Origin of the sequence: Gemmobacter aquarius, assembly GCF_003060865.1 — a bacterium.
Lineage (GTDB): Bacteria > Pseudomonadota > Alphaproteobacteria > Rhodobacterales > Rhodobacteraceae > Paragemmobacter > Paragemmobacter aquarius.
The window spans coordinates 932,787-952,475 of sequence record NZ_CP028918.1 but is presented as its reverse complement, the minus strand read 5'-3'; the positions used below and the strand labels follow the sequence as shown (position 1 = coordinate 952,475).

Sequence of the window (19,689 nt, the reverse complement as noted above, 5' to 3'; positions counted from 1 at the left end):
GACTATGATCCTTGGAACAATCCAAGGGCAGAGGGCGCGAACAATCATTGCAACAGGCTTCTAGCACCAGTGAAATCGGCTTCACGCATCATCATTCTAAGTATTTTGCGCATTTTCTGACTTGTGAAGGCATTGATGAAGCTGATGCGCTTGCGCAGTCGCTGTCGTCCGCTCGCGTTGACCTGAACCCCCACCAAGTAGATGCTGCCCTTTTTGCGCTGCGCTCGCCGATTTCTAAAGGCGTGCTGCTGGCCGATGAGGTTGGCCTTGGCAAAACAATCGAAGCGGCGCTCGTTCTCAGCCAGAGATGGTGGGAACGGCAGCGCAACCTGCTGCTGATCGTGCCTGCATCCTTGCGCAAACAGTGGTCCACGGAGTTGCGCGAGAAGTTCACGCTGCCCTCCATCATCTTGGATGCAAAACGCCTTAAGGAAATCATGGCCGACGGCCGATCCAGTCCTATCGGTCGGGGCGAAGGCATCATCATCCTGTCCTATGAATTCGCGGCCCGCATTGCGGACACACTGCGAAAAATCAGCTGGGACCTCGTGGTCTTTGACGAAGCCCACAAGCTGCGCAACGTCTACAAGTCAGCGGAAACCTCCCGTGCATCTGTGCTGAAGCAGGCACTGGCAGGCAGGCAGAAGCTGTTACTGACAGCCACACCCCTGCAGAACAACCTGATGGAGTTGTTTGGCCTCATCACCATCATTGACGAGACGTACTTCGGTTCGGAACAGGCGTTCAAAGCCGAATTCGGGGGGCGCGAAGAGCTGGCATCGCAGGCGATGCTGGCCCGCAGGTTAGAACCCATCTGCAAGCGCACGTTGCGGCGGCAGGTGCAGAAGGCGGGCTTGATCAACTATACCAACCGTCTGCCCAAGACCTTTGATTTTACGCCGGAAAAGCTTGAGACAGACCTCTACGAGCTGATGTCCACCTACCTGCAGCGGCAGGACACGCTGGCGATGGGCAACAACGGTCGCCACCTCGTCACGCTAATGCTGCGCAAAATCCTTGGCTCGTCGTCCTTTGCCATCGCGCAGACACTGGAAAAGATGCTGCACCGCCTAGAGGCCAAGCAGATCGTCAACGCGACCACGCTGGATGACATCGACGGCTTTGCCGAAGAAGCTGACGACTGGCGTGAAGCTGGCAGGGGCGACGAGGCTGATGCGCTGGATGATGGCCGCGACTATGAGGCCGAAAAGATCGACCCCAAGCAGCTGCAGGCGGAAATCAACGAGTTGCGCTACTACCGCGACTTGGCGCTCTCCATCTCGGACAATGCCAAGGGTCGTGCCCTGCTTGAGTGTTTGCCGGGGGTGCTTGCGGAAATCACGGGCAAGGGTGGACAGCGCAAGGCGGTGATCTTCACGGAGTCCGTTCGCACCCAAGCCTATCTGCGCGACATGCTTGAAGGCAGCGGCTTCCGTGGGCAGACGGTGATCCTGAACGGATCGAACTCTGACAAGGACAGCAACGCGATCTACAAGGCATGGCTAGAAAAGCATCGCGGCACCGATGTCGTGTCGGGGTCAAAGACCGCTGACATGAAGGCAGCCATTGTGGATGCCTTCCGCAATGACCGTGAAATTCTCATCGCGACAGAGTCCGGTGCTGAGGGCATCAACCTTCAGTTCTGCTCGCTGCTGATCAACTATGACCTGCCGTGGAACCCGCAGCGGGTCGAACAGCGGATTGGACGCTGCCATCGCTACGGGCAGAAGATCGACGTGACCGTCATCAACTTCCTGAACCGCAAAAACCAAGCCGAAGCCCGTATCCACCAGCTGCTCGAAGAGAAGTTCAAGCTGTTCGACGGCGTGTTTGGCTCATCCGATGAAGTGCTGGGCGCGATTGAGAGCGGGGTTGATATCGAACGCCGCATCCTCGACATCGTGCAAAGCTGCCGCACCAACGACGAAATCAATGCCGCCTTCGATCAGTTGCAGTCGGAATTCAGCGTCGAGATTGACGAGGCCAAGAAGGACGCCCGCAACAAGCTGCTGGCCGAGATGGACGATAAGGTCATTGAACGCCTGCTGGGCCGTAAGGAAGCGGTCAACTCTGCCATCGGTGACTTCAAGCGGGCGCTGCTGGGTCTCGTTCGCGCAGAACTGCCGCAGGCTGAGTTTCATATGAACCACGTGCAGCGGTTTGATCATGCTGGCGAAACTTGGTCCACCGAATGGCCCGAGGCTGACGAAAAGGGCTGGCGGTTTTTCCGCATCGGCGATCAAGGACTGGCTGACCAACTGTTGCGGCAAGCCAAAGACCGCGCTGTTGGCCCTGCCCATCTGCAGTTCACCTACGATGCTTATGAGGGCAATCTGTCTAGTGTGCGCCCGTTGCGGGGGCAGTCTGGGTGGATGCGTGTCGCCCGCCTGACGCTGCACACCCCGGCGCGAACCTATGACGAAATCGTTTGTGCGGCGATCACGGATGACGGCACCGCCCTGCATCCTGAAGTGGCCGAACGCATGCTGCAAATTCCGGCGACGGAACTTGGCGGCGTTGAAGTTGCGGGACAGGCAGGAACCCTGTCGGCGGTGCTGGAAGAGCGGCAGGTCGAGATTGTCGGCAAGGCGCAGGAACGGCTGGGCGAGTTTCTGAATGAAGAGGAAGAACGGCTCGACGCTTGGCGCGATGATGCCAAGGTGTCCTATGATCAACAGATCAAGGCGCTGACCAAGGACGCCAACGAGAAGAAAAAGCTGGCCCGTGCCACATCGAACCTGCAAGCCAAGCTAGAGTTGCAGCGCGAGGCCAAGACCCTGCAAGCCAAGGTTGATGACCTGCAACACCAGCTTTACACACGGCTGCGAGAGATTGATGCCGAACGAGAAGCCATGCTCGACGAAATCGCCGAAAAACTGTCCCTTACCCCCGAAATGAACGACCTGTTCACGATCCGCTGGAGCCTTGTCTGATGGCCGCAAAGACCAAACTCGAACTCACTTGGATCGGCAAAGACATCCGCCCCCGGCTGGAACCACGCATCCTCATCGAAGAGCCGGAGTTTTCCTATCATGCCAAGGCGCGGCGCGAGGGGGATAGCTTTGAGAACCTGCTGATCCACGGGGATAACTTGTTGGCGCTAAAGGCGTTGGAGACTGACCCTGCGGTTCGGGGCAAGGTAAAGTGCATCTTCATTGATCCTCCTTATAATACGGGCTCGGCCTTCGAGCATTATGATGACGGCTTGGAGCATTCCCTTTGGTTGGGAATGATGCGGGATCGGCTGGAAATACTGCGTAACCTGCTGTCGGATGATGGTTCGATTTGGATAACAATTGACGACAACGAAGCCCACTATCTGAAAATCATTTGTGATGAAGTTTTTGGTAGAGGTAATTTTGTTAGTAATGTGATCTGGGCGAAGAGGACTTCGCCAGCCAATGATGCAAAGTATTTCTCGACCGATCACGACAATATCCTAGTTTTTGCAAAATCGCTAGCGGACTGGAAATTGAACAGGCTGTCCCGGACAGAAAAGCAGAATACGTTTTACAAGAACCCGGACAATGACTCCCGAGGCCCGTGGAACTCTGTTACCTACACAGGCAACAAGAACAGAAATGAACGGCCAAACCTTTACTATGCGATTAAGCAACCAAACACTGGTGAAGACATTTTTCCGCCTGATGGCTTGACGTGGCGCTATGGCGTAGAAACTCATAACGCTAATGAAGCAGATAAGAGGTTATATTGGGGAAAGGACGGGAACTCTCGCATCCCACGGATGAAGATGTTCTTGTCTGATGCCGGACTTGTCGTGCCACGCAGCATTTGGCCAAGTGATGAGGTTGGCAGCACTCAAGTGTCGATGAATGAGCAGAAAGCACTCTCCAAGAACCCCTTCGCGACGCCCAAGCCTGAACTCTTGCTTGCCCGTATTCTGGAAATCGCCACCAACCCCGGCGAACTCGTTCTCGACAGCTTCGCAGGTTCCGGCACCACTGGCGCAGTGGCCCACAAGATGGGCCGCCGCTGGATCATGGTTGAACTGGGCGAACACGCAAAAACTCATATCGTGCCGCGCATGCAGAAGGTGATCGACGGCACAGACAAGGGCGGCGTGACCGAGGCTGCAGGCTGGAAGGGCGGCGGCGGCTATCGCTTCTGTCGCCTTGCGCCCTCGCTGCTGGAAAAGGACGCATGGGGCAATTGGGTGATCCGCAAGGAATACAACCCTGCCATGCTGGCCGAGGCGATGTGCAAGCATTTCAACTATGCCTATGCCCCGTCGACCGAACATTACTGGATGCACGGGTCATCGTCGGAAACCTCGTTCATCTATGTCACAACCAGCAGTCTGACCTTTGAGCAACTGCGGGCTATCTCGGACGAGGTGGGCGAAAACCGCAGTCTGCTGATCTGCTGCACGGCCTATGAAGCAAAGGGCGAAAGCCTGCCTAACCTGACCTTGCGCAAAATCCCCGGCGCTGTGCTGGATCGCTGCGAATGGGGTAAGGACGACTATTCGCTGAAGATCAGCGCCCTGCCGATGATGGCCGATGAGGAAGAGGACGAAGCGCCTGCCGCAAAGAAGACCAAGGCTGGCGCTGATGGTGATCTGTTCGATGATGGGGAGTGATCATGCAGCCCGTTGATCCCAAGCGTGCCGTCACACAGATCACCCAACGTCTGTCCCTGCGCAAGCCACAAGCCGAGGCGCTGCGCAGGCTGGATGACATCGTTGATCTGATTTCCCCGTCCAAGGACACAGATGTTGCCGCCGCCCGTGCTGCCGTGCGCCAAGTCTACGGCGATCAAAAGCTGAGCGACGCGACCTTTGACGACTTCGAACGCGACTTCCCCAGCATCTGCTTCGCGCTCGCAACAGGGGTGGGCAAGACGCGGCTGATGGGGGCCTTCATCAGCTATCTCTACATGATCGGCAAAAGCCGGAATTTCTTTGTGCTGGCCCCGAACCTAACCATCTACGAAAAGCTGTTGGCCGACTTTCAGCCCACCAGCCCGAAATATGTGTTCCGTGGGATTGAAGCGTTTGCCCACAACGCCCCCCTGATCGTGAACGCCGAGAACTATGAGGAAGGGCGCGGTGTGCGCGGCACTGACCTCTTCGGGCGCGAAGGGGCGATCATCAACATCTTCAACATCTCGAAGATCAATTCCGAGGTGAGGGGCGGCAACTCCCCCCGCATCAAGCGGCTGCAGGAATACATCGGCGACAGCTATTTCGCCTATCTGTCGGGGCTGGATGACCTTGTGCTGCTCATGGACGAGGCGCACCGCTATCGTGGGTCTGCTGGTGCGAAGGCGATTGCCGAACTGAAGCCGATCCTGGGCCTAGAAGTCACCGCCACTCCCAAGACGGTCGGGTCAAAGAGCCAAGACTTCCGCAATGTCGTCTATCGCTACGAGCTGCCCGACGCGATGGAAGACGGCTATGTGAAAGAGCCTGCGGTCGGCACACGGGCAAACTTTGACCCAAAATCGGTCGATGCAGAAACGCTGCAGCGGATGAAGTTGGAAGACGGGGTCAGCTACCACGAGCACGTGCGGGTCGCGCTGGAAACCTATGCTCGGCAGCACGACGAGAAGGTCGTTCGGCCCTTCATGCTGGTTGTGACGCAGGACACAACCCATGCACGGCAGGTGCGGGAATTCATCGAAAGCGACGGCTTTTTTGGCGGGAACTACAAAGGCCGCGTGGCGGAAATCCACTCCAAGCTAACGGGCGAGGAAAGCGACGAGAATGCCCAACGCCTGCTGAACATCGAGAAGGATGGCGATACGGATATCGTCATCCACGTGAACAAGCTGAAAGAGGGATGGGACGTCTCAAACCTCTTTACCATCGTCCCGCTGCGAGCTTCGGCATCCGACATCCTGACCGAACAGACGCTGGGTCGCGGCTTGCGCTTGCCTTATGGCAAGCGGACGGGTGTTGAGGTCGTGGATACCCTGACGGTTATTGCCCACGAACGCTTTGACGAGCTGATCAGCAAGGCCAAGGAAGAGAACGGCGTCACCCGCAAGCTGAAGGCAGTGCTGATCGGCGATGGCGGTGACGTGCCTGCCGCAAAGCCTGTCGTCGTGCCCGCACCCTCTGTGATCGAGCAGATGCTTGCGCCGCCACCTGCAGCGCCTGCAGCAGCACCGCAGGAAGGCGCTGTTTCGCCAGTAGCAGCTGCACAAGCCGGAACAGCAACACAGCCGACCCCCGGCTTTGCAGCGCCCCCTGCGCCAGCCTTTAAATATAGCAAGCCGGAAGAGCTGAACATTGCACGGACGGTCCTGTCAGTAGTGCTGCCGCAGATCAGCAAGGAAGTGTCGTCCATCAAGGACTTGCAGGACCCCAAGGTCATCGCACGGATTGCAAGCGCTGCGGTGGCGGCGCAGAAGTTCGATCAAGGTTTGTTCTCGACCATGACCATCGAACAGGCGACAGCAGTGACCGAAGAGGTCTGCAAGCAGTTTGTGCAGCGGACCATCGCGATCCCCACGCTGACCATCACGCCCAAGCAGCAGGTGTCGTTCGGCTTTAAGCCGTTCACGCTGGCGCTTCAGTCATGGAACTACCAGCCGCTGTCCAAAGAACTGATGATCCAAGTTCTGCGGACAGAAACCAAGCGGACCATATCGGGCGAAGCAGGCGGTGAACGCCCTGAACGCTTGGAGGATTACCTCGTCACCAAGCTGATCGACTTCCCCGAAATTGACTACGATGCTCATGCGGCAACGCTCTATGACTTGGCAGGACAGGTGGTCGCACACTTCCGGGCCAAATATCCTGACGAGGAGCAGCTGCGCACAGTGCTGCAGGGCCATGCCAAGCAAATGGCCGAGGCAATGTTCGCACAGATGAAGGCCAACATGTGGCGCGACCAAGCGAATTACCGTGTCACAGTGACAGCTGCCTTCGAAAATCTGAAGCCGCAGACGTTTGACGGGTCGAGCCAAGCCACAGTGCGCGACTTCCGCCAAGCGCCGGAACGACTGAGCGAGATCAAGCGGTTTATCTTCGGTGGCTTCAAGAAATGCTGCTACCAAATGGCCAAGTTCGACTCCGACACTGAACGCAAGATGGCCGTGCTGCTAGAGCATGATGATACCGTGCAGCTGTGGATGAAGCCCGGTCCCAACCAGTTCAAGGTCTACGATGCAGACGGACTGCCGTATCAGCCTGACTTCGTTGTCGAAACGGAAACCGACAAGCTGATCATCGAAACCAAGCGGCAAAGCGAAATGAACGACGTGCTGGTCAAGCGCAAAGGTGATGCTGCAAGCCTGTGGGCATTCATCGCGACGGAATTTCACGGCAAGACGGTATCCGACAAGCCGTGGAGTTATCTGCTCGTGCCCGAAGACGCTGTGCGGGAGAACGCAACGGTCAAGGGTTTGCAGGCAAGCCATACACGGATTGCCGATACAGACCTTCGCGCCCGATACGACTTGGCGAACGGGTAGGGTTAGTATTCCTCGGCCAGCATGATCGTCAGCACACGCACCGTTATGGTGTCGTCTGCTGGATCAAGCGATGCCATCTGCATGTCGCTGTCATAATAGTCGAACTTCCAAAACAGCCGCTCGCCAGCAACAGCGAAGCTGCCAAAGTCATGCTCGCCGTATGGATCGTTGTCAGCGTTGAACGTGCTGTAGCTGCGCACTGCCGCTATAACCGCATCAACACAGTCCAACGCAGCAACACCACGAGTGACCATAACACGACACCCCGTAAATGTCTGCCGCGCTGTGTCGTTAAGTTCTCTGATCTTTTGTGCTGACTGCATGCAATGCCTCCCATAGAAGCAGAGCTTGCAGTCAGCGAAACTTAATTCCTACCAGATTGGATCAAAAATCGTTGTTTCGTGATCTTTAATCATCTGGTATTAACGGCACCTAATATCGTAATTTGATCCATCTTTTTCAAGCCGCATCGTACCAAAGCCGTCAACTCTTGACTTTACAGTGGCGCCAAATGCATTCGTTCCTGAAATTGCAACTGATCCTGAGTATGATGGGTTTGCGTTTCTGTTCTTCGACGTGACGTAGTCACCAGCCGCATAAGCAGAAGTGTAGTCAATCGCAATGCCGTCTGGGTTCCAAGCACCTGACTTGGCTCTCTCATTTGCAGCTACAATAACACAAAGCTCAGCTTCGTGATTGAGAACCTTGTTATATTCTTCCCACTGCGCATCAGTTGCCTTGCCCGTTATAATCGCTTCGGCAAGGCGATTGTTTAAAGATGGCGTGTCATCAAAGAGCATACCTAAAAAGGCGAGCACAAGAAAGCCAACGAAGATTTTACCGAGCAGACGCATTTCCACTATACCCTTTCTTGCCATTGATGGCCGTCCAAGCCTGCGCACTAGCAAAAAAGACATCACTGGCCTAACGAAATTAGCCCTAACTGTTAGAGCCAATTCTGATTGCTCATTTTGCAGAATGAAAAAACTGTGCACCTGCAAATGGGGGCATGGGTGCAGTCTGCGAACATCGCACAGAAGCTGCTGACGATAAGGCGCTGGGAGCGCCTGCACATGCCATTTCCAAGCTCACCTGTTTCCTGTGAAATCATATACTTGGTTTCAGCTAGGGCCGCAGAAGAGCCAGCGTCTGTCAAAGAGCTGTACCTCGAACTAGGCTACAGTGAGGCGCGAGTGAGCGACTTGTTACGGCAGCTAGTCGAAGCTGGATGGATAATCAGCACACAGTGCCCGCGAGACAAAAGGATACGACGTTTGTACCCTTCTGATCGTCTCGTGAAACTTCTTGCAACTGCCGCTTCAAAAATCTGACCGCGCAGAGAGGCCAGCGTCAAAATCACGACATCCCGCAGAATGTTATACAATACACAATCTATAATATTCCGCATTTAACCCAATAGAGATCAATGACTTGCTGCACCAATTCTCTTTGGTAGCTCTGCGATATATGCGACTTTAAACTGCATTTCACAAAACCACACATTACGGGGGCTTTTGACATGAAACAGGCCAAGCTGTTAAACGCACAGGAGTTCAAGCGTCTTGCTGCTGTGATCGACAGCAAGCGTCACGCAGTGCGAAATCACACTGTGGTCGCGCTGAGCTTCTATGCAGGATTGAGGGCCTGCGAGATCGCGGGTCTACACGTTGGGAACGTTTATGAAGCCAACGGAACTGTGCGCGACAGCTTCTACTTGCAGGCTGAGCAGACCAAGGGCGGCGAGGGCAGCACGGTGCTGGTGAACAAGAAGCTGGCAGCTGCGCTGAAACGATACGCTGAGCGTTACCCCAAGCACTGTGGCAAGCCTGACGCGGCACTGATCTTCAGCGGCAAGGGCGGCGGCTTCTCAGCGCAGACCATCGTGAACCTGTTTGCGGTGCTGTACGAAGCTGCGGGCATCACGGGTGCCAGCAGTCATTCTGGGCGACGCCAGTTCGTTACCTCAATGGCCGAAAAGGGCATCAATCCTCGCGTGATCCAACTCCTCGTTCGCCACAGGTCACTTCAAACAACGATGGTTTACATCGACGCTGGCGAAGCGAAGCTTCGCAAAGCGATTGAAATGGTTGAGATTTAAGTTTTCCCAACTTGCAAGCGGCACCAATGATCAAATGCCGGTTATAAAGTTTGATGTAACGCTTATCTCGCATTAACATGCAGCGGTGCTTTGATGCAGAAAGCAGCGTTACGCAAACCCTATCTGTGAACGGCATCATTGTCGTACGGCTCACGCAGACACTCAGAAGTGGCCGAAGCCAATGGGCACCTCTGCGCGAACGAAGAGCGAACATTCCATTTGATTCGCCCAAGAAGGCTGTTGGCCTCTGTGCGCTTCTCGCAAACCACTGAAAACGAATTCATTTAACTTGTTGAGGCAGGTGCATTTTTCTGATTCAAGTCAAGGTGCCTAAGGGACCAAAGCATGACGATTTGTGTTTCCGTCAAAGTCCAAGACTGCATTGTGTTCGCAGCGGATAGTACTTCGTCCCTGCAAACGGTCTTGACCGACGGTAGGCCCATAACCATCAATACGTATGACCACGCCAACAAGGTATTCAATCTTCGCAAGGGCTTACCCATCGCGGCAATGACTGCTGGCATAGGCAACTTCGGCCCCTCATCCATATCGACTATCACCAAGGATTTCAGAGCGTTACTGGGGCAGCAGGGCGGTGCTTACTACATAGACCCGCACAACTACTCGATCGAGCAGGTTGTAGCCAACGCAAGGAAGTACTTTTTTGAGGATCGCTTCCAGAAACTGAACCCGGCGCCGTCGGGTACCTTCCAATACTGGATCGGAGGTTACTCGTCGGGCGAAGACCTTGGAGAAGTGTGGAGGTTCCAGATCGACCATGGTGTTTGCGGGGATCCGATCTGTGACGCACCCAAAGATGTTCCGTCAAGTCTTGGCTGGGGAGGCGCACCTGAAGCCATCAACCGTCTGATACTAGGTTACGGTCAAGGCTTAGGACAGGCCTTGGTAGCGGGCGGTGTTCCAGCAGAAAACTTACCGCAAGCTATCGCTGAAATCGGTCGTTACACTCAAGCTGAATTAGCTCATCCCGCAATGCCAACTGTCGATGCGGTCGAACTTGCCCGCTTCTTGGCCGAAACAACTAAACAGTTTGTTCGTTTCTTACCCGGCAGTAATTCAGTCGGCGGCAGTATCGACATAGCTACCATAACCAAGCACGAAAACTTCAAATGGGTGGCCCGAAAACATTTCTATTCGGCGTCACTAAACCCTCTGGAGACAGACCATGCATGACATTCAGTTGAAGCCTCTGTCTAAACTCTCCATCGATCCACAGCCCCGCAAAGACTTGGAAATTCCTCCCATGGTGCAGTTACAGCAGCCTGAAGGAGTTAGTGTTGTTCGTACTGTCGAACCAAAGCGACAAGAGCTCGGCAATCTATTCGTGACTCTTGATTTCAGTCGTAGCTGAGCCACAGTTGCTTTCTGTAAGCCCCATGACGAAGCCCGCAGATATTGCAATAAGGGTCAGTTGGGCGAAGCCCGCTTTGCGAGGTACGTGCAGATTGCGCATGAGATTTGCACGAGCAATTCGGCATCTTCAGGCGCGGGCCTGCTCTGCTCACTAACGTGTCGACCGTGCTGTGAGGCAAAACCATATAGTTTGCTGACAGCCTCATCTAACGGCTTCGGCAGGTTCAAAGCTCCGACCATCTGGCCGAGTGTCTGCTTACTACCTAGAATGTCTTGAGCGACACACTCCACCGCCGCCATTGAGTGCGTAACCGCTCCAGTGATGTCGGGATCAGGACGACGTGAAATATCTCTGATGGCTTCCTCGATCTCGTTTGCAGCGTTTTTCCGACCGGTAACGGAAAGAGCCTTCGCAGCCTCAGCCGTAGCGACATCAAAGGTCTCATCACCACGATATACAATTCCTTCGTTCGGCGCGAACTGCCATCCAATTCCAGCACCGATGAAGAAATCATTCATAGAATTTGAGTACTGAACCGCGCTTGCGTAGCCTTGGGTCGTCTCAATGTACGAGAGCAAGGCTTCTGCAACATCATACACCTTAAACCAATCGCAGAACCTAATATGCTGAAGAACCTCATCACGAATGTTCGGGATTTCTGTCCAGCTATTAGGGTCGGGTGCGTCGAGCAATACCCGGCAGACCACGGAGCGTATCGCACTATAACTTGGCCCACAGTCGTAAGCGTTCTGAACAACAGCGTAACGAAGGCCGTTCGGAGCATCTGTTCGGATCGTAATCGGCGGAGTTTTCGAAAAGTTGTGGCGTTTCGAGAACGTCATAAGCATGATCAAATGTGTGGAAGATGGTGCCGCATGAGGGATTCGAACCCCCGGCCCCCTCATTACGAATGAGGTGCTCTACCAGCTGAGCTAATGCGGCGTTGCAGGGGAACTACTACATGCTGACGCCGAATTCTAGACCCTAGACGCAGGCTTCGGCGGAAATTTCGGCTAGGTCAGCCCACGTCATCGTAGCCCTCTTCCACCACTTTTTTCTTTTTCTTTCTGCTGTGTAGCATGTCGACCTTCATCTCGCCGGTCAGCGGGCGAGCGTAGAAGCGGTCGATCATCTCGACTGACGTGCGGGCGTTGCGGGCAAGCACGAGTGAGTCGATGCCATCCCCGTTGACCAAGCGCAGCATGATCGAGGTGTGCCGAAGGCTGTAAAGGCTGCGCGGCTTGTTCTGGTTGTTGGTCTTGAGCTTGGTGAGGATCAACAGTTGGTCGAACTGGCGATGCAGGCTGCGCAGGGCATAGCTGCGCTGGCGCTCTTCGTTGAATTCGGGCTGGAACACATAGTCGTCGGGCCGTCCAAAGCCCTCTTCCTTCTGCCGTGCCAACAGACGCTCGTAGACCTTTACCGCTGCGGGCATGGACACCATCGGGTCGCTGTGGCCCTTGGTCTTCCCGTGCGCGAGGCGCAGGTAGGGGCTATCGCCTTTCTTGATGGTGATGTCCTTGTGTTTCAGCACACGGATGTCCGTCGGGCGGATGAACGTGTTCACCATGAAGATGATCAGATCGTAAAGCTCTGCCGTCAGCGTGATGTTGCGCAGCTGCTCACCTGTGGTGGCCACCTGCGGGAACGTCCTGCCGATGTTGGCTTTGGCCGTGTTGTGCAGCACGTTGTATTCATGCGCTGTGAACCAAGCCCGAGGACTGTCCACTGTGCTCAGCTTAGGGAACGCAGGCAGGTGCGCAATCACCCGCAGTTGCTGGGCATGTTTCAGGATCGTCTTGATGTGCGACAGATGGATTTTCAGCGAGGCGGAACTGAGGTTGCGCGGCGGCGCTGACAGCTTGTTGAGGTAACGGCTTATCGCCATGTAGTCGACGTCTTCCGCCAGCTGCTTGCCAAGCGCAGGCAGGATGTCCTTCTCAAGCCGCACCTCGTCGAAGTTCAGTTTGCTTCGGGAAATTTCGTCCCGCTGCTGGCGTGCCTTGGTCTCTTCGAAGTGGCTTCGGGCGACGTAGGCAAAGGTGTGCTTCTTGCTGCCCGGCGCTTCGCCGAACTTCAGTCCCTGAAGTTCACCAAAGAACTTTTTGGCCTCTGCGATAGCCTCGACTTTGTGGATTTTCTTGGTGCTCTTCTTGCGGATTTTGCCATCCTCGAAGAACCGCGCATACCAATAGGGTGACGCCTCCATCTGGAAAATGGTCAGCGTTCCATAGCCTTTGACCTTCTCAACAGTCTCGGGAATGGGCACCGTGCGATGAGCCATGACTGCACCTTGCTGGCTGGCGTGTTGGCTAGAGCATACTTTCACTTACACTCTGTTGTATAGTTTTCGTTATACAACAAATTTTTGCGCATTATCCAATAAAATATGGGGCTTTTTGATTATTTTTGGAAGTGCGCACAGCATTACGAATGACGTGCTCTACCAGCTGAGCTACAGCGGCACTTTCTGGTGCGGATCTCCTACGGCCCCCGCAAAATGAAGTCAACCCGACAAAACCGCGAAAGCGGCCGCTTCACCGCGTCAGATCGTCGATCACCGCCACACCGGGTGGCATCGGCCCGTCAAAGGCCCGCAGTTCGTGCGACGCCCCCGACAGGGGCACCGTACGGGCGATCAGGGGCGACATATCGACCGCCCCCCGCGTGATCATGTCCAGCAGGCGCGGATACTTCCACGCAGGCATCCCACGCGTGCCATAAAGCGCCAGCTGCTTGATATAGACCGCGTTCATGTTGATCTCCATCCGCGCGGTATGGCCCACCGGCAGGCCCACCTGCACATGCCGCCCCAAGGCGCGCAGACATTCGATCGACGCATTGGCCGTCGCCTCGATGCCTAGCGCCTCGATCGACACATGCGCCCCGCCGCCCGTCGCCTCGACGATTCTCGCCGCAACATCGCCCTCGCGCGCATCAAACGCCGCTTCGGCCCCCAGCGCCACGGCATGGGCCAGCTTTTCGGGCACCACATCGACAACGACGACCCGCGCGCCCAATGCCCGCCCCAACAGCAGCGCCGATAGCCCGATCCCGCCGGTCCCGTGCACCGCCAGCCACTCGCCCGCCTGTATTGCGGCCCGCCCCGTCAGCGCATGCCAGGCCGTCGTGACCCGACACCCCAGCCCCGCCGCCAGCACCGGCGTCATCCCGTCGGGCAGCCGCGCCAGATTATGCGCATGCGGCACGCTGATGTATTCGGCATAGGCCCCCGGCTCGCCGAACCCCGGCACCCGCTGCGTCTTGCAGATGTTGGAATTGCCCGACTGGCAGTCAGGGCAGGCGCCGCAGGCCAGAATGAACGGTGCTATGATCCTGTCGCCCACCGACCAACGGGCAAGCGGTCCGACCTCGACCACCTCGCCGCAATATTCATGCCCCGGAATCGCCCCCGGCTTCACGCGGGGATGCTCGCCCACCCAGCCGTGCCAGTCGCTGCGGCACACGCCGCAGGCCAGCACCCGCACCACGACCCCATCCGCCTCGCAGACCGGATCGGCCACCGTCTCTATGGCCAGATCCTCGCGATACGCCCGCAACACCGCTGCACGCATGACACCCCCCGTTTTTCCAAAAGCAAAGACCGCCAGACCCGCCAGCTCTCGCCCGCCAGCGACCGCCCCTGTCGCCAAATACGAAAAAGGCAGGCCAAAGCCCGCCCTGCCCATTCACGCTCGCCCAAATATCCTCGCCGAAGGCTCCCGCCCCGGCATCCGCCCCAACCTTGCCAGAAAAACCGCAACCGCCAAACCCGCGCCAAAGCCGGCGCGCGGGGGCTCGATGCCCCCCAAGCCGGCGCCCGGTTCAGAGGATCTCGACGCGGTAGCTCTCGATCACCGTATTGGCGAGCAGCTTCTCGCACATCGCCTTGACCTCGGTCTCGGCCGCCGCCGCATCGGTCTGGGCCAGATCGAGCTCGATCACCTTGCCCTGCCGCACCCCGGTCACACCGGCAAACCCCAGCGTGCCCAGCGCATGGCGCACCGCCTCGCCCTGAGGGTCCAGAACGCCAGTCTTCAACATGACGGTCACACGCGCTTTCATGACGAAACCCCCGAACAGTTCAGCTTTCCCGTGCCTTACCGAACCTCGCCCCCATGGGCAAGGCCCGAGCCGCCAAAGCAAAGGGGGCCTCGGCCCCCTCGGCGCAAGCGCCTCACCCCCGATAGCATTCCGCCCCGATGAACCCCGTAGGGTGCGCGTTCACCGCGCACCCCCCGCGCCCCTCAGTTGATCAGTGTCGGCTTTGTCGTATGGGTCACATTCGACGGCATCACACCCAACCGCCGCGCCAGTTCGGTATAGACATCCGCCAAAGGCCCCGGCTCTCGCGGCGTGCCCTCGCGGTCCTGCCCGTCCTGAAGGCCACGCATGTCCCAGAGCCTGCACGAATCCGGGCTGATCTCGTCGGCCACGATCAGGCGCATGTAATCGCCCTCCCAGACGCGACCCACCTCCAGCCGGAAATCGGCCAGCCGGATGCCCACGCCCATCATCACACCCGACAGGAAATCGTTCACCCGCAGGGCCAGCGCGACCATGTCGTCAAGGTCTTGCTGCGATGCCCAGTTGAACGCGATCACGTGCTCTTCCGACACCAGCGGAGTGCCCAGACGTTCGTCCTTGTAGTAGTATTCCACGATCGGGCGGGGCAGCGGCGTGCCCTCGGGAATGCCCAGACGGGTCGAGATGTCGCCTGCGGCAAAGTTCCGCACCACCACCTCGACCGGAATGATCTCGGCCATCCGGACCAGCTGCTCGCGCATGTTCAGGCGACGGATGAAATGCGTCGGCACGCCGACCGAATTCAGCCCGGCCATGAAGAACTCCGACAGGCGGTTGTTCAGCACGCCCTTGCCTTCCACGGCGGCGGGGGCAGGCACTGCGGCGGTCGGCGCGGAATCGTCCTTGAAATACTGGATCAAGGTGCCCGGCTCGGGGCCTTCGTACAGGATTTTCGCCTTGCCCTCGTAAACCTTCTTGCGCCGTGCCATTCCAACCCCGCCAAATGCAGCAACGGGGCAACCCCAAGGGTCCCCCGCCTGCTTCCCTGCGCTATAGCCGCGACAGGGCAAACTGGCAAGGCGCAGGTCCGCCGCCCTTCCTGTCCCGTTCTGGCCCCCGTCCGTGCAGCAGTGCATGCCGCGCTTGAACCGCAGCGCAGCGGCAACGCGGCCCCCCTTGCAGCGCAGGTCCGGCAGGGGCATATGTCAAGCCGACAGGAACGATCACCCAGGGGCCTCCTCATGACCACGTTCGACGACCGCGAAAACGCCTTCGAATCCAAATTCGCCCATGACGCCGACATGCAGTTCCGTGCCGAGGCGCGGCGCAACAAGCTCGTCGGCCTCTGGGCTGCGGGCCTGCTCGGCAAATCCGGCGACGATGCCGCAGCCTATGCGATGTCGGTCGTCTCGGCCGATTTCGAGGAGGCAGGCATAGAGGACGTGGTCCGCAAGGTCGCCGCCGACCTCGGCGCGCTGGCAAGCGCAGATACCGTACGCGCCAAGATGGCAGAACTGCTGCCGGTCGCAAAATCGCAACTGATGCAGGAACTCTGACCGCGACAGACGCGCCCTTGCCGGGTCGCACAGGGGCAGCCATCGGCTGCCCCTTTCGCATGGGCCGCCTTGCGCTCGACCGCACCTGCTCGGGCCCCTCCCCGTCTGCCTCCCCGTCTGCCTCCCCGTCTGCCTCCCCGTCTGCCGCTTCCTCCGACAGCTAAATCACGGCGCGCCGTTGCCGTTAATCGGACAGTAAACTCGTACTGCGACAGTCGGCACGGGTGAGGTGCTTGTGCAGGTGCGGGGACATATGGCGAAATCGTACCGGCGGCAGGCGCTACAACTGGCAAAGCCTGCCCTCAGCCTGACCGTCGCTGCCTGCCTCGTCTGGCTGGTCGTCTCGCGGCTGGACCATCTCGACCCCGCAGCGATCAGGGACGCGGTCTATGACGTATCGGCCTTGCAATGGGCGCTTTCGCTCGCTGCGGTCGCGGTCGGCTTCCTTGCGGTCGGCGGTCAGGAACGTGTGCTGCACCGCCATCTCGGCACCGGAATGACCGGCCTGAACGCCTTTCGGGCCGGCATGGCTGCTGGCGCGGTCAGCCAGACCGCAGGCTTCGGCCCCGTGACAGGCGCCCTGATCCGCTGGCGGCTGCTGCCCGGCCTGACGCTCTGGCAGGCCACGCGCCTGTCACTGGCAATGACCGTCGGCTTCCTGGCCTCGCTCGCCACCCTCGCCGCACTGGTTCTGTCCACCATGCAGACCACCCCCTACGCGCCACTCGCCCATGCCGTGCTGGCGGTCGCATGCCTTTCCCTCCTGCTCGGTGCCTTGCGCCCGACATGGCTGCCGCTCCGCCGCCATTGGCCCAACGCGGTAACGATGCTCGCCTTCCTGTTCTGGGCCACGATCGACCTCGTCGCCCTCGGCCTTGCGCTCTGGGCGCTGTTCCCCGCCCCCCATCAGCCGCCGTTCACCACGCTACTGCCCGTGGTCCTGCTTGCGCTCGGCGCGGGCCTCGCCTCGGGCGCGCCCGCAGGTGTCGGCGCCTTCGAGATGACGGTGCTTTTCCTTTTGCCACAGGTTCCGGACGGTCCCCTCATGGTCGCGGTTCTCGCGTGGCGGGCGGTGTTTTACGCCCTGCCCGCAGTGGCAGGCGCGCTCTGGGCCGTCTTCGCCCCGCGCAACGCAACGCCGCAGCCGCCCGGACAGCCCCATTCGCCGCAGCTTGCGCCGCGCGCCGAAACCGCACTTCACCGGCAGGGCGACACATGCTTGCTGCGCCTCGGTCCGCAATCCTGCCTCGCAGGCCGCACGCCCCACATCCTCGCCGCGATGCTTAACCCCTTCCCCGGCCCGCCGGACCCCGCAACCCTGTCCGCCCTGACCGCAGCCGCCCGCGCCGAAAACCGCCTGCCCGCATTGTACAAGGCCGATGCCCGCCTTGCCGCGACTGCGCGCCGCCACGGTCTGCGCCCCCTTCGCATCGCGGCCGAGGCTGTCATTTCCCCGCGCGGCTTCGATCTTGCCAAACCGGCCCTCGCCACGCTGCGCCGGAAGCTCCGCAAGGCGACGGCGGCGGGCATCACCGTCACGCGCGGGCACGATCCGCACTGCCCCGCCCTCGCCCGCCTTAACCGCGAATGGGCCAGCCTGCACGGCGGTGAACGCGGCTTTTCCATGGGGCGCTTCTGCCCCGCCCATCTTGCGCGGCAAAGGCTCTACGTCGCATGGCAGGGCGAAACCCCCGTGGCCTTCGCCAGTTTTCATACCGCCCCCGCGGAATGGACGCTCGACCTCATGCGACACGGCGAAACCCTGCCTGATGGCACCATGCAAGCCCTTGTCGCCACGGCAATCCACGACGCCGCAGCACAGGGCATACCCCGCCTGTCCCTCGCCGCTGTCCCCGCCCTGCCAGCCCGCCTCGCGCGCCTCGCCACACCCCGCGCGGCGGGGCTTGCCCGCTTCAAGCAAGGCTTCGCACCAAAATGGGAACCTCGCTACATCTGCGCCGCGAACCTCGCCACACTCGCCCTCGCAGGATTCGAGCTCTCCCGCGCCATCCACCACCCCGACAGGCTGCAACCTACGGATGACCCATCCGAGTCCCCGCTTCATGATGAAGATGCAGATTATGAATTTGCCACCGCCCCCGCGTCATGGCAGAGGAAGGGGTGACCTTTTTTCCAACCAAGGTGCCCTGATGTCTGACGCCCTGTCCAAACTGCTTGCCACCCGCGACTGGCTCATGGCCGACGGGGCCACAGGAACAAACCTGTTCAACATGGGCCTCTCCTCGGGCGAACCGCCCGAGATGTGGAACGTGGAACAGCCCGACAACATCCGTACACTCTACCGCGGCGCGGTCGAGGCAGGGTCCGACATCTTCCTGACCAACACCTTCGGCGGCAACGCCTCGCGCCTGAAACTGCACAGCCTGCAGGGCCGCGTGCGCGAACTCAACCGCACCGGCGTGGCGCTTGGCCGCGAGATAGCCGATGCAGCAGGCCGCCCCGTCGTCGTGGCAGGCTCGGTCGGCCCAACGGGTGACATCTTCGAACCCATGGGCACCATGACCCACGCGCTTGCCGTCGAAATCTTCCACGAGCAGATCGAAGGCATGAAGGAAGGCGGCGTCGACGTCATCTGGGTCGAAACCATCTCGGCCCCCGAAGAATACAAGGCCGCCGCCGAAGCCTGCCGCCTGTCCGGCATGCCGTGGTGCGGCACCATGAGCTTTGACACCGCAGGCCGCACCATGATGGGCGTGACCTCGGCCGCCATGGCCGAGATGGTCGAGAAACTCCCGAACCCGCCGCTCGCCTTTGGCGCCAATTGCGGCGTCGGCGCGTCCGACCTGATGCGTACGGTCCTTGGCTTTGCCTCGACCGGAACCGACCGCCCGCTGATCGCCAAGGGCAATGCGGGCATCCCGAAATACCACGACGGCCACATCCATTATGACGGCACACCCGAGTTGATGGGCCAATACGCCGTGCTCGCCCGCGACGCTGGCGTACGCATCATCGGCGGCTGCTGCGGCACCATGCCCGAACACCTCAAATCCATGCGCCGCGCACTGGAAGAAACGCCCCCCGGCCCGCGCCCGTCGCTCGATACGATCAGCGCGGCACTCGGCGGCTTCTCCTCGGCCTCCGACGGCACGGGCGACACCTCGGGCGACCCCAAACGCGAACGCCGCGGCCGCCGCGGCTAAGCCGAAGTCTGACACAGACTTCGCGCCGGA

At 59.0% G+C, this 19,689-nt stretch carries 16 protein-coding genes and 1 tRNA gene; 9 read left to right on the top strand and 8 right to left on the bottom strand.

Features of this window, described 5'->3' with window-relative positions; genetic code table 11:
* Positions 1-11 precede the first annotated feature (11 nt).
* The 3 genes from HYN69_RS04610 to HYN69_RS04600 are packed head-to-tail and all read left to right on the top strand — an operon-like array spanning position 12 to position 7,440.
* The gene (locus HYN69_RS04610; protein WP_216824653.1) at positions 12-2,933 is read left to right on the top strand and encodes an SNF2-related protein; all 2,922 of its coding nucleotides are present in this window, start codon (positions 12-14) and stop codon (positions 2,931-2,933) included.
* Positions 2,933-4,600, top strand: a complete 1,668-nt coding sequence (locus HYN69_RS04605; RefSeq protein ID WP_108434711.1) for a site-specific DNA-methyltransferase — start codon at positions 2,933-2,935, stop codon at positions 4,598-4,600. Before HYN69_RS04610 ends, HYN69_RS04605 begins: the two co-directional genes overlap by 1 nt.
* 2 nt (positions 4,601-4,602) lie before the next feature.
* A complete protein-coding gene (locus HYN69_RS04600) occupies positions 4,603-7,440 on the top strand; it encodes a DEAD/DEAH box helicase family protein (RefSeq protein ID WP_108437034.1) in 2,838 nt (945 codons plus the stop codon).
* A gap of 2 nt (positions 7,441-7,442) precedes the next feature.
* On the opposite strand, the gene HYN69_RS04595 is transcribed toward HYN69_RS04600, so the two are convergent.
* Positions 7,443-7,763, bottom strand: coding sequence for a DUF3768 domain-containing protein (locus HYN69_RS04595; protein WP_108434710.1), 321 nt, complete (start codon positions 7,761-7,763; stop codon positions 7,443-7,445).
* 99 nt (positions 7,764-7,862) lie between these two features.
* Complete coding sequence (locus tag HYN69_RS20455; protein WP_159082357.1) at positions 7,863-8,294, bottom strand: hypothetical protein; 432 nt, start codon at positions 8,292-8,294, stop codon at positions 7,863-7,865.
* 147 nt (positions 8,295-8,441) lie between these two features.
* Here HYN69_RS20455 and HYN69_RS21885 point away from each other — a divergent pair, with 147 nt between their 5' ends.
* The 3 genes from HYN69_RS21885 to HYN69_RS04580 all read left to right on the top strand — a co-directional run bounded on the left by HYN69_RS21885 (position 8,442) and on the right by HYN69_RS04580 (position 10,732).
* A complete protein-coding gene (locus HYN69_RS21885) occupies positions 8,442-8,771 on the top strand; it encodes a MarR family transcriptional regulator (protein WP_108434709.1) in 330 nt (109 codons plus the stop codon).
* Between the two features lie 188 nt (positions 8,772-8,959).
* A complete protein-coding gene (locus tag HYN69_RS04585; RefSeq protein WP_108434708.1) occupies positions 8,960-9,538 on the top strand; it encodes a tyrosine-type recombinase/integrase in 579 nt (192 codons plus the stop codon).
* Positions 9,539-9,883: 345 nt separating this feature from the next.
* Positions 9,884-10,732, top strand: a complete 849-nt coding sequence (locus HYN69_RS04580) for a hypothetical protein (protein ID WP_108434707.1) — start codon at positions 9,884-9,886, stop codon at positions 10,730-10,732.
* A 234-nt stretch (positions 10,733-10,966) separates the two neighbouring features.
* On the opposite strand, the gene HYN69_RS04575 is transcribed toward HYN69_RS04580, so the two are convergent.
* From HYN69_RS04575 to HYN69_RS04550, 6 genes are all read right to left on the bottom strand, one after another.
* Positions 10,967-11,755: an AbiJ-NTD4 domain-containing protein gene (locus HYN69_RS04575; RefSeq protein WP_230426484.1), complete on the bottom strand. Its 789-nt coding sequence runs from the start codon at positions 11,753-11,755 to the stop codon at positions 10,967-10,969.
* A 24-nt stretch (positions 11,756-11,779) separates the two neighbouring features.
* Positions 11,780-11,855: transfer RNA gene (locus tag HYN69_RS04570), tRNA-Thr, on the bottom strand.
* A gap of 76 nt (positions 11,856-11,931) precedes the next feature.
* Positions 11,932-13,197: a site-specific integrase gene (locus HYN69_RS04565; RefSeq protein ID WP_108434705.1), complete on the bottom strand. Its 1,266-nt coding sequence runs from the start codon at positions 13,195-13,197 to the stop codon at positions 11,932-11,934.
* A 253-nt stretch (positions 13,198-13,450) separates the two neighbouring features.
* Complete coding sequence (locus tag HYN69_RS04560) at positions 13,451-14,488, bottom strand: alcohol dehydrogenase catalytic domain-containing protein (RefSeq protein ID WP_108434704.1); 1,038 nt, start codon at positions 14,486-14,488, stop codon at positions 13,451-13,453.
* A gap of 250 nt (positions 14,489-14,738) precedes the next feature.
* On the bottom strand, positions 14,739-14,978 hold the full coding sequence (purS, locus tag HYN69_RS04555) for a phosphoribosylformylglycinamidine synthase subunit PurS (RefSeq protein WP_108434703.1): 240 nt from the start codon (positions 14,976-14,978) through the stop codon (positions 14,739-14,741).
* 182 nt (positions 14,979-15,160) lie between these two features.
* On the bottom strand, positions 15,161-15,928 hold the full coding sequence (locus tag HYN69_RS04550; RefSeq protein ID WP_108437033.1) for a phosphoribosylaminoimidazolesuccinocarboxamide synthase: 768 nt from the start codon (positions 15,926-15,928) through the stop codon (positions 15,161-15,163).
* Positions 15,929-16,180: 252 nt separating this feature from the next.
* On the opposite strand from HYN69_RS04550, the gene HYN69_RS04545 reads away from it, so the two are divergent.
* The 3 genes from HYN69_RS04545 to bmt all read left to right on the top strand — a co-directional run bounded on the left by HYN69_RS04545 (position 16,181) and on the right by bmt (position 19,659).
* Positions 16,181-16,495, top strand: a complete 315-nt coding sequence (locus HYN69_RS04545) for a DUF1476 domain-containing protein (RefSeq protein WP_108434702.1) — start codon at positions 16,181-16,183, stop codon at positions 16,493-16,495.
* A gap of 253 nt (positions 16,496-16,748) precedes the next feature.
* Positions 16,749-18,620: a phosphatidylglycerol lysyltransferase domain-containing protein gene (locus HYN69_RS04540; RefSeq protein ID WP_108434701.1), complete on the top strand. Its 1,872-nt coding sequence runs from the start codon at positions 16,749-16,751 to the stop codon at positions 18,618-18,620.
* Positions 18,621-18,645: 25 nt separating this feature from the next.
* Entirely contained in the window at positions 18,646-19,659 is a 1,014-nt protein-coding gene (gene bmt / locus HYN69_RS04535) for a betaine--homocysteine S-methyltransferase (RefSeq protein WP_108434700.1), read from the top strand.
* Positions 19,660-19,689 lie beyond the last annotated feature (30 nt).

Coding starts and splice junctions, on each gene's coding strand:
- HYN69_RS04545 (WP_108434702.1), top strand. CDS start 16,181: ATGACCACGTTCGACGACCGCGAAAACGCCTTCGAATCCAAATTCGCC.
- purS (WP_108434703.1), bottom strand. CDS start 14,978: ATGAAAGCGCGTGTGACCGTCATGTTGAAGACTGGCGTTCTGGACCCT.
- HYN69_RS04540 (WP_108434701.1), top strand. CDS start 16,749: ATGGCGAAATCGTACCGGCGGCAGGCGCTACAACTGGCAAAGCCTGCC.
- HYN69_RS04585 (WP_108434708.1), top strand. CDS start 8,960: ATGAAACAGGCCAAGCTGTTAAACGCACAGGAGTTCAAGCGTCTTGCT.
- HYN69_RS04580 (WP_108434707.1), top strand. CDS start 9,884: ATGACGATTTGTGTTTCCGTCAAAGTCCAAGACTGCATTGTGTTCGCA.
- HYN69_RS20455 (WP_159082357.1), bottom strand. CDS start 8,294: ATGCGTCTGCTCGGTAAAATCTTCGTTGGCTTTCTTGTGCTCGCCTTT.
- bmt (WP_108434700.1), top strand. CDS start 18,646: ATGTCTGACGCCCTGTCCAAACTGCTTGCCACCCGCGACTGGCTCATG.
- HYN69_RS04560 (WP_108434704.1), bottom strand. CDS start 14,488: ATGCGTGCAGCGGTGTTGCGGGCGTATCGCGAGGATCTGGCCATAGAG.
- HYN69_RS04600 (WP_108437034.1), top strand. CDS start 4,603: ATGCAGCCCGTTGATCCCAAGCGTGCCGTCACACAGATCACCCAACGT.
- HYN69_RS04575 (WP_230426484.1), bottom strand. CDS start 11,755: ATGACGTTCTCGAAACGCCACAACTTTTCGAAAACTCCGCCGATTACG.
- HYN69_RS04565 (WP_108434705.1), bottom strand. CDS start 13,197: ATGGCTCATCGCACGGTGCCCATTCCCGAGACTGTTGAGAAGGTCAAA.
- HYN69_RS04550 (WP_108437033.1), bottom strand. CDS start 15,928: ATGGCACGGCGCAAGAAGGTTTACGAGGGCAAGGCGAAAATCCTGTAC.
- HYN69_RS04595 (WP_108434710.1), bottom strand. CDS start 7,763: ATGCAGTCAGCACAAAAGATCAGAGAACTTAACGACACAGCGCGGCAG.
- HYN69_RS21885 (WP_108434709.1), top strand. CDS start 8,442: ATGGGGGCATGGGTGCAGTCTGCGAACATCGCACAGAAGCTGCTGACG.
- HYN69_RS04605 (WP_108434711.1), top strand. CDS start 2,933: ATGGCCGCAAAGACCAAACTCGAACTCACTTGGATCGGCAAAGACATC.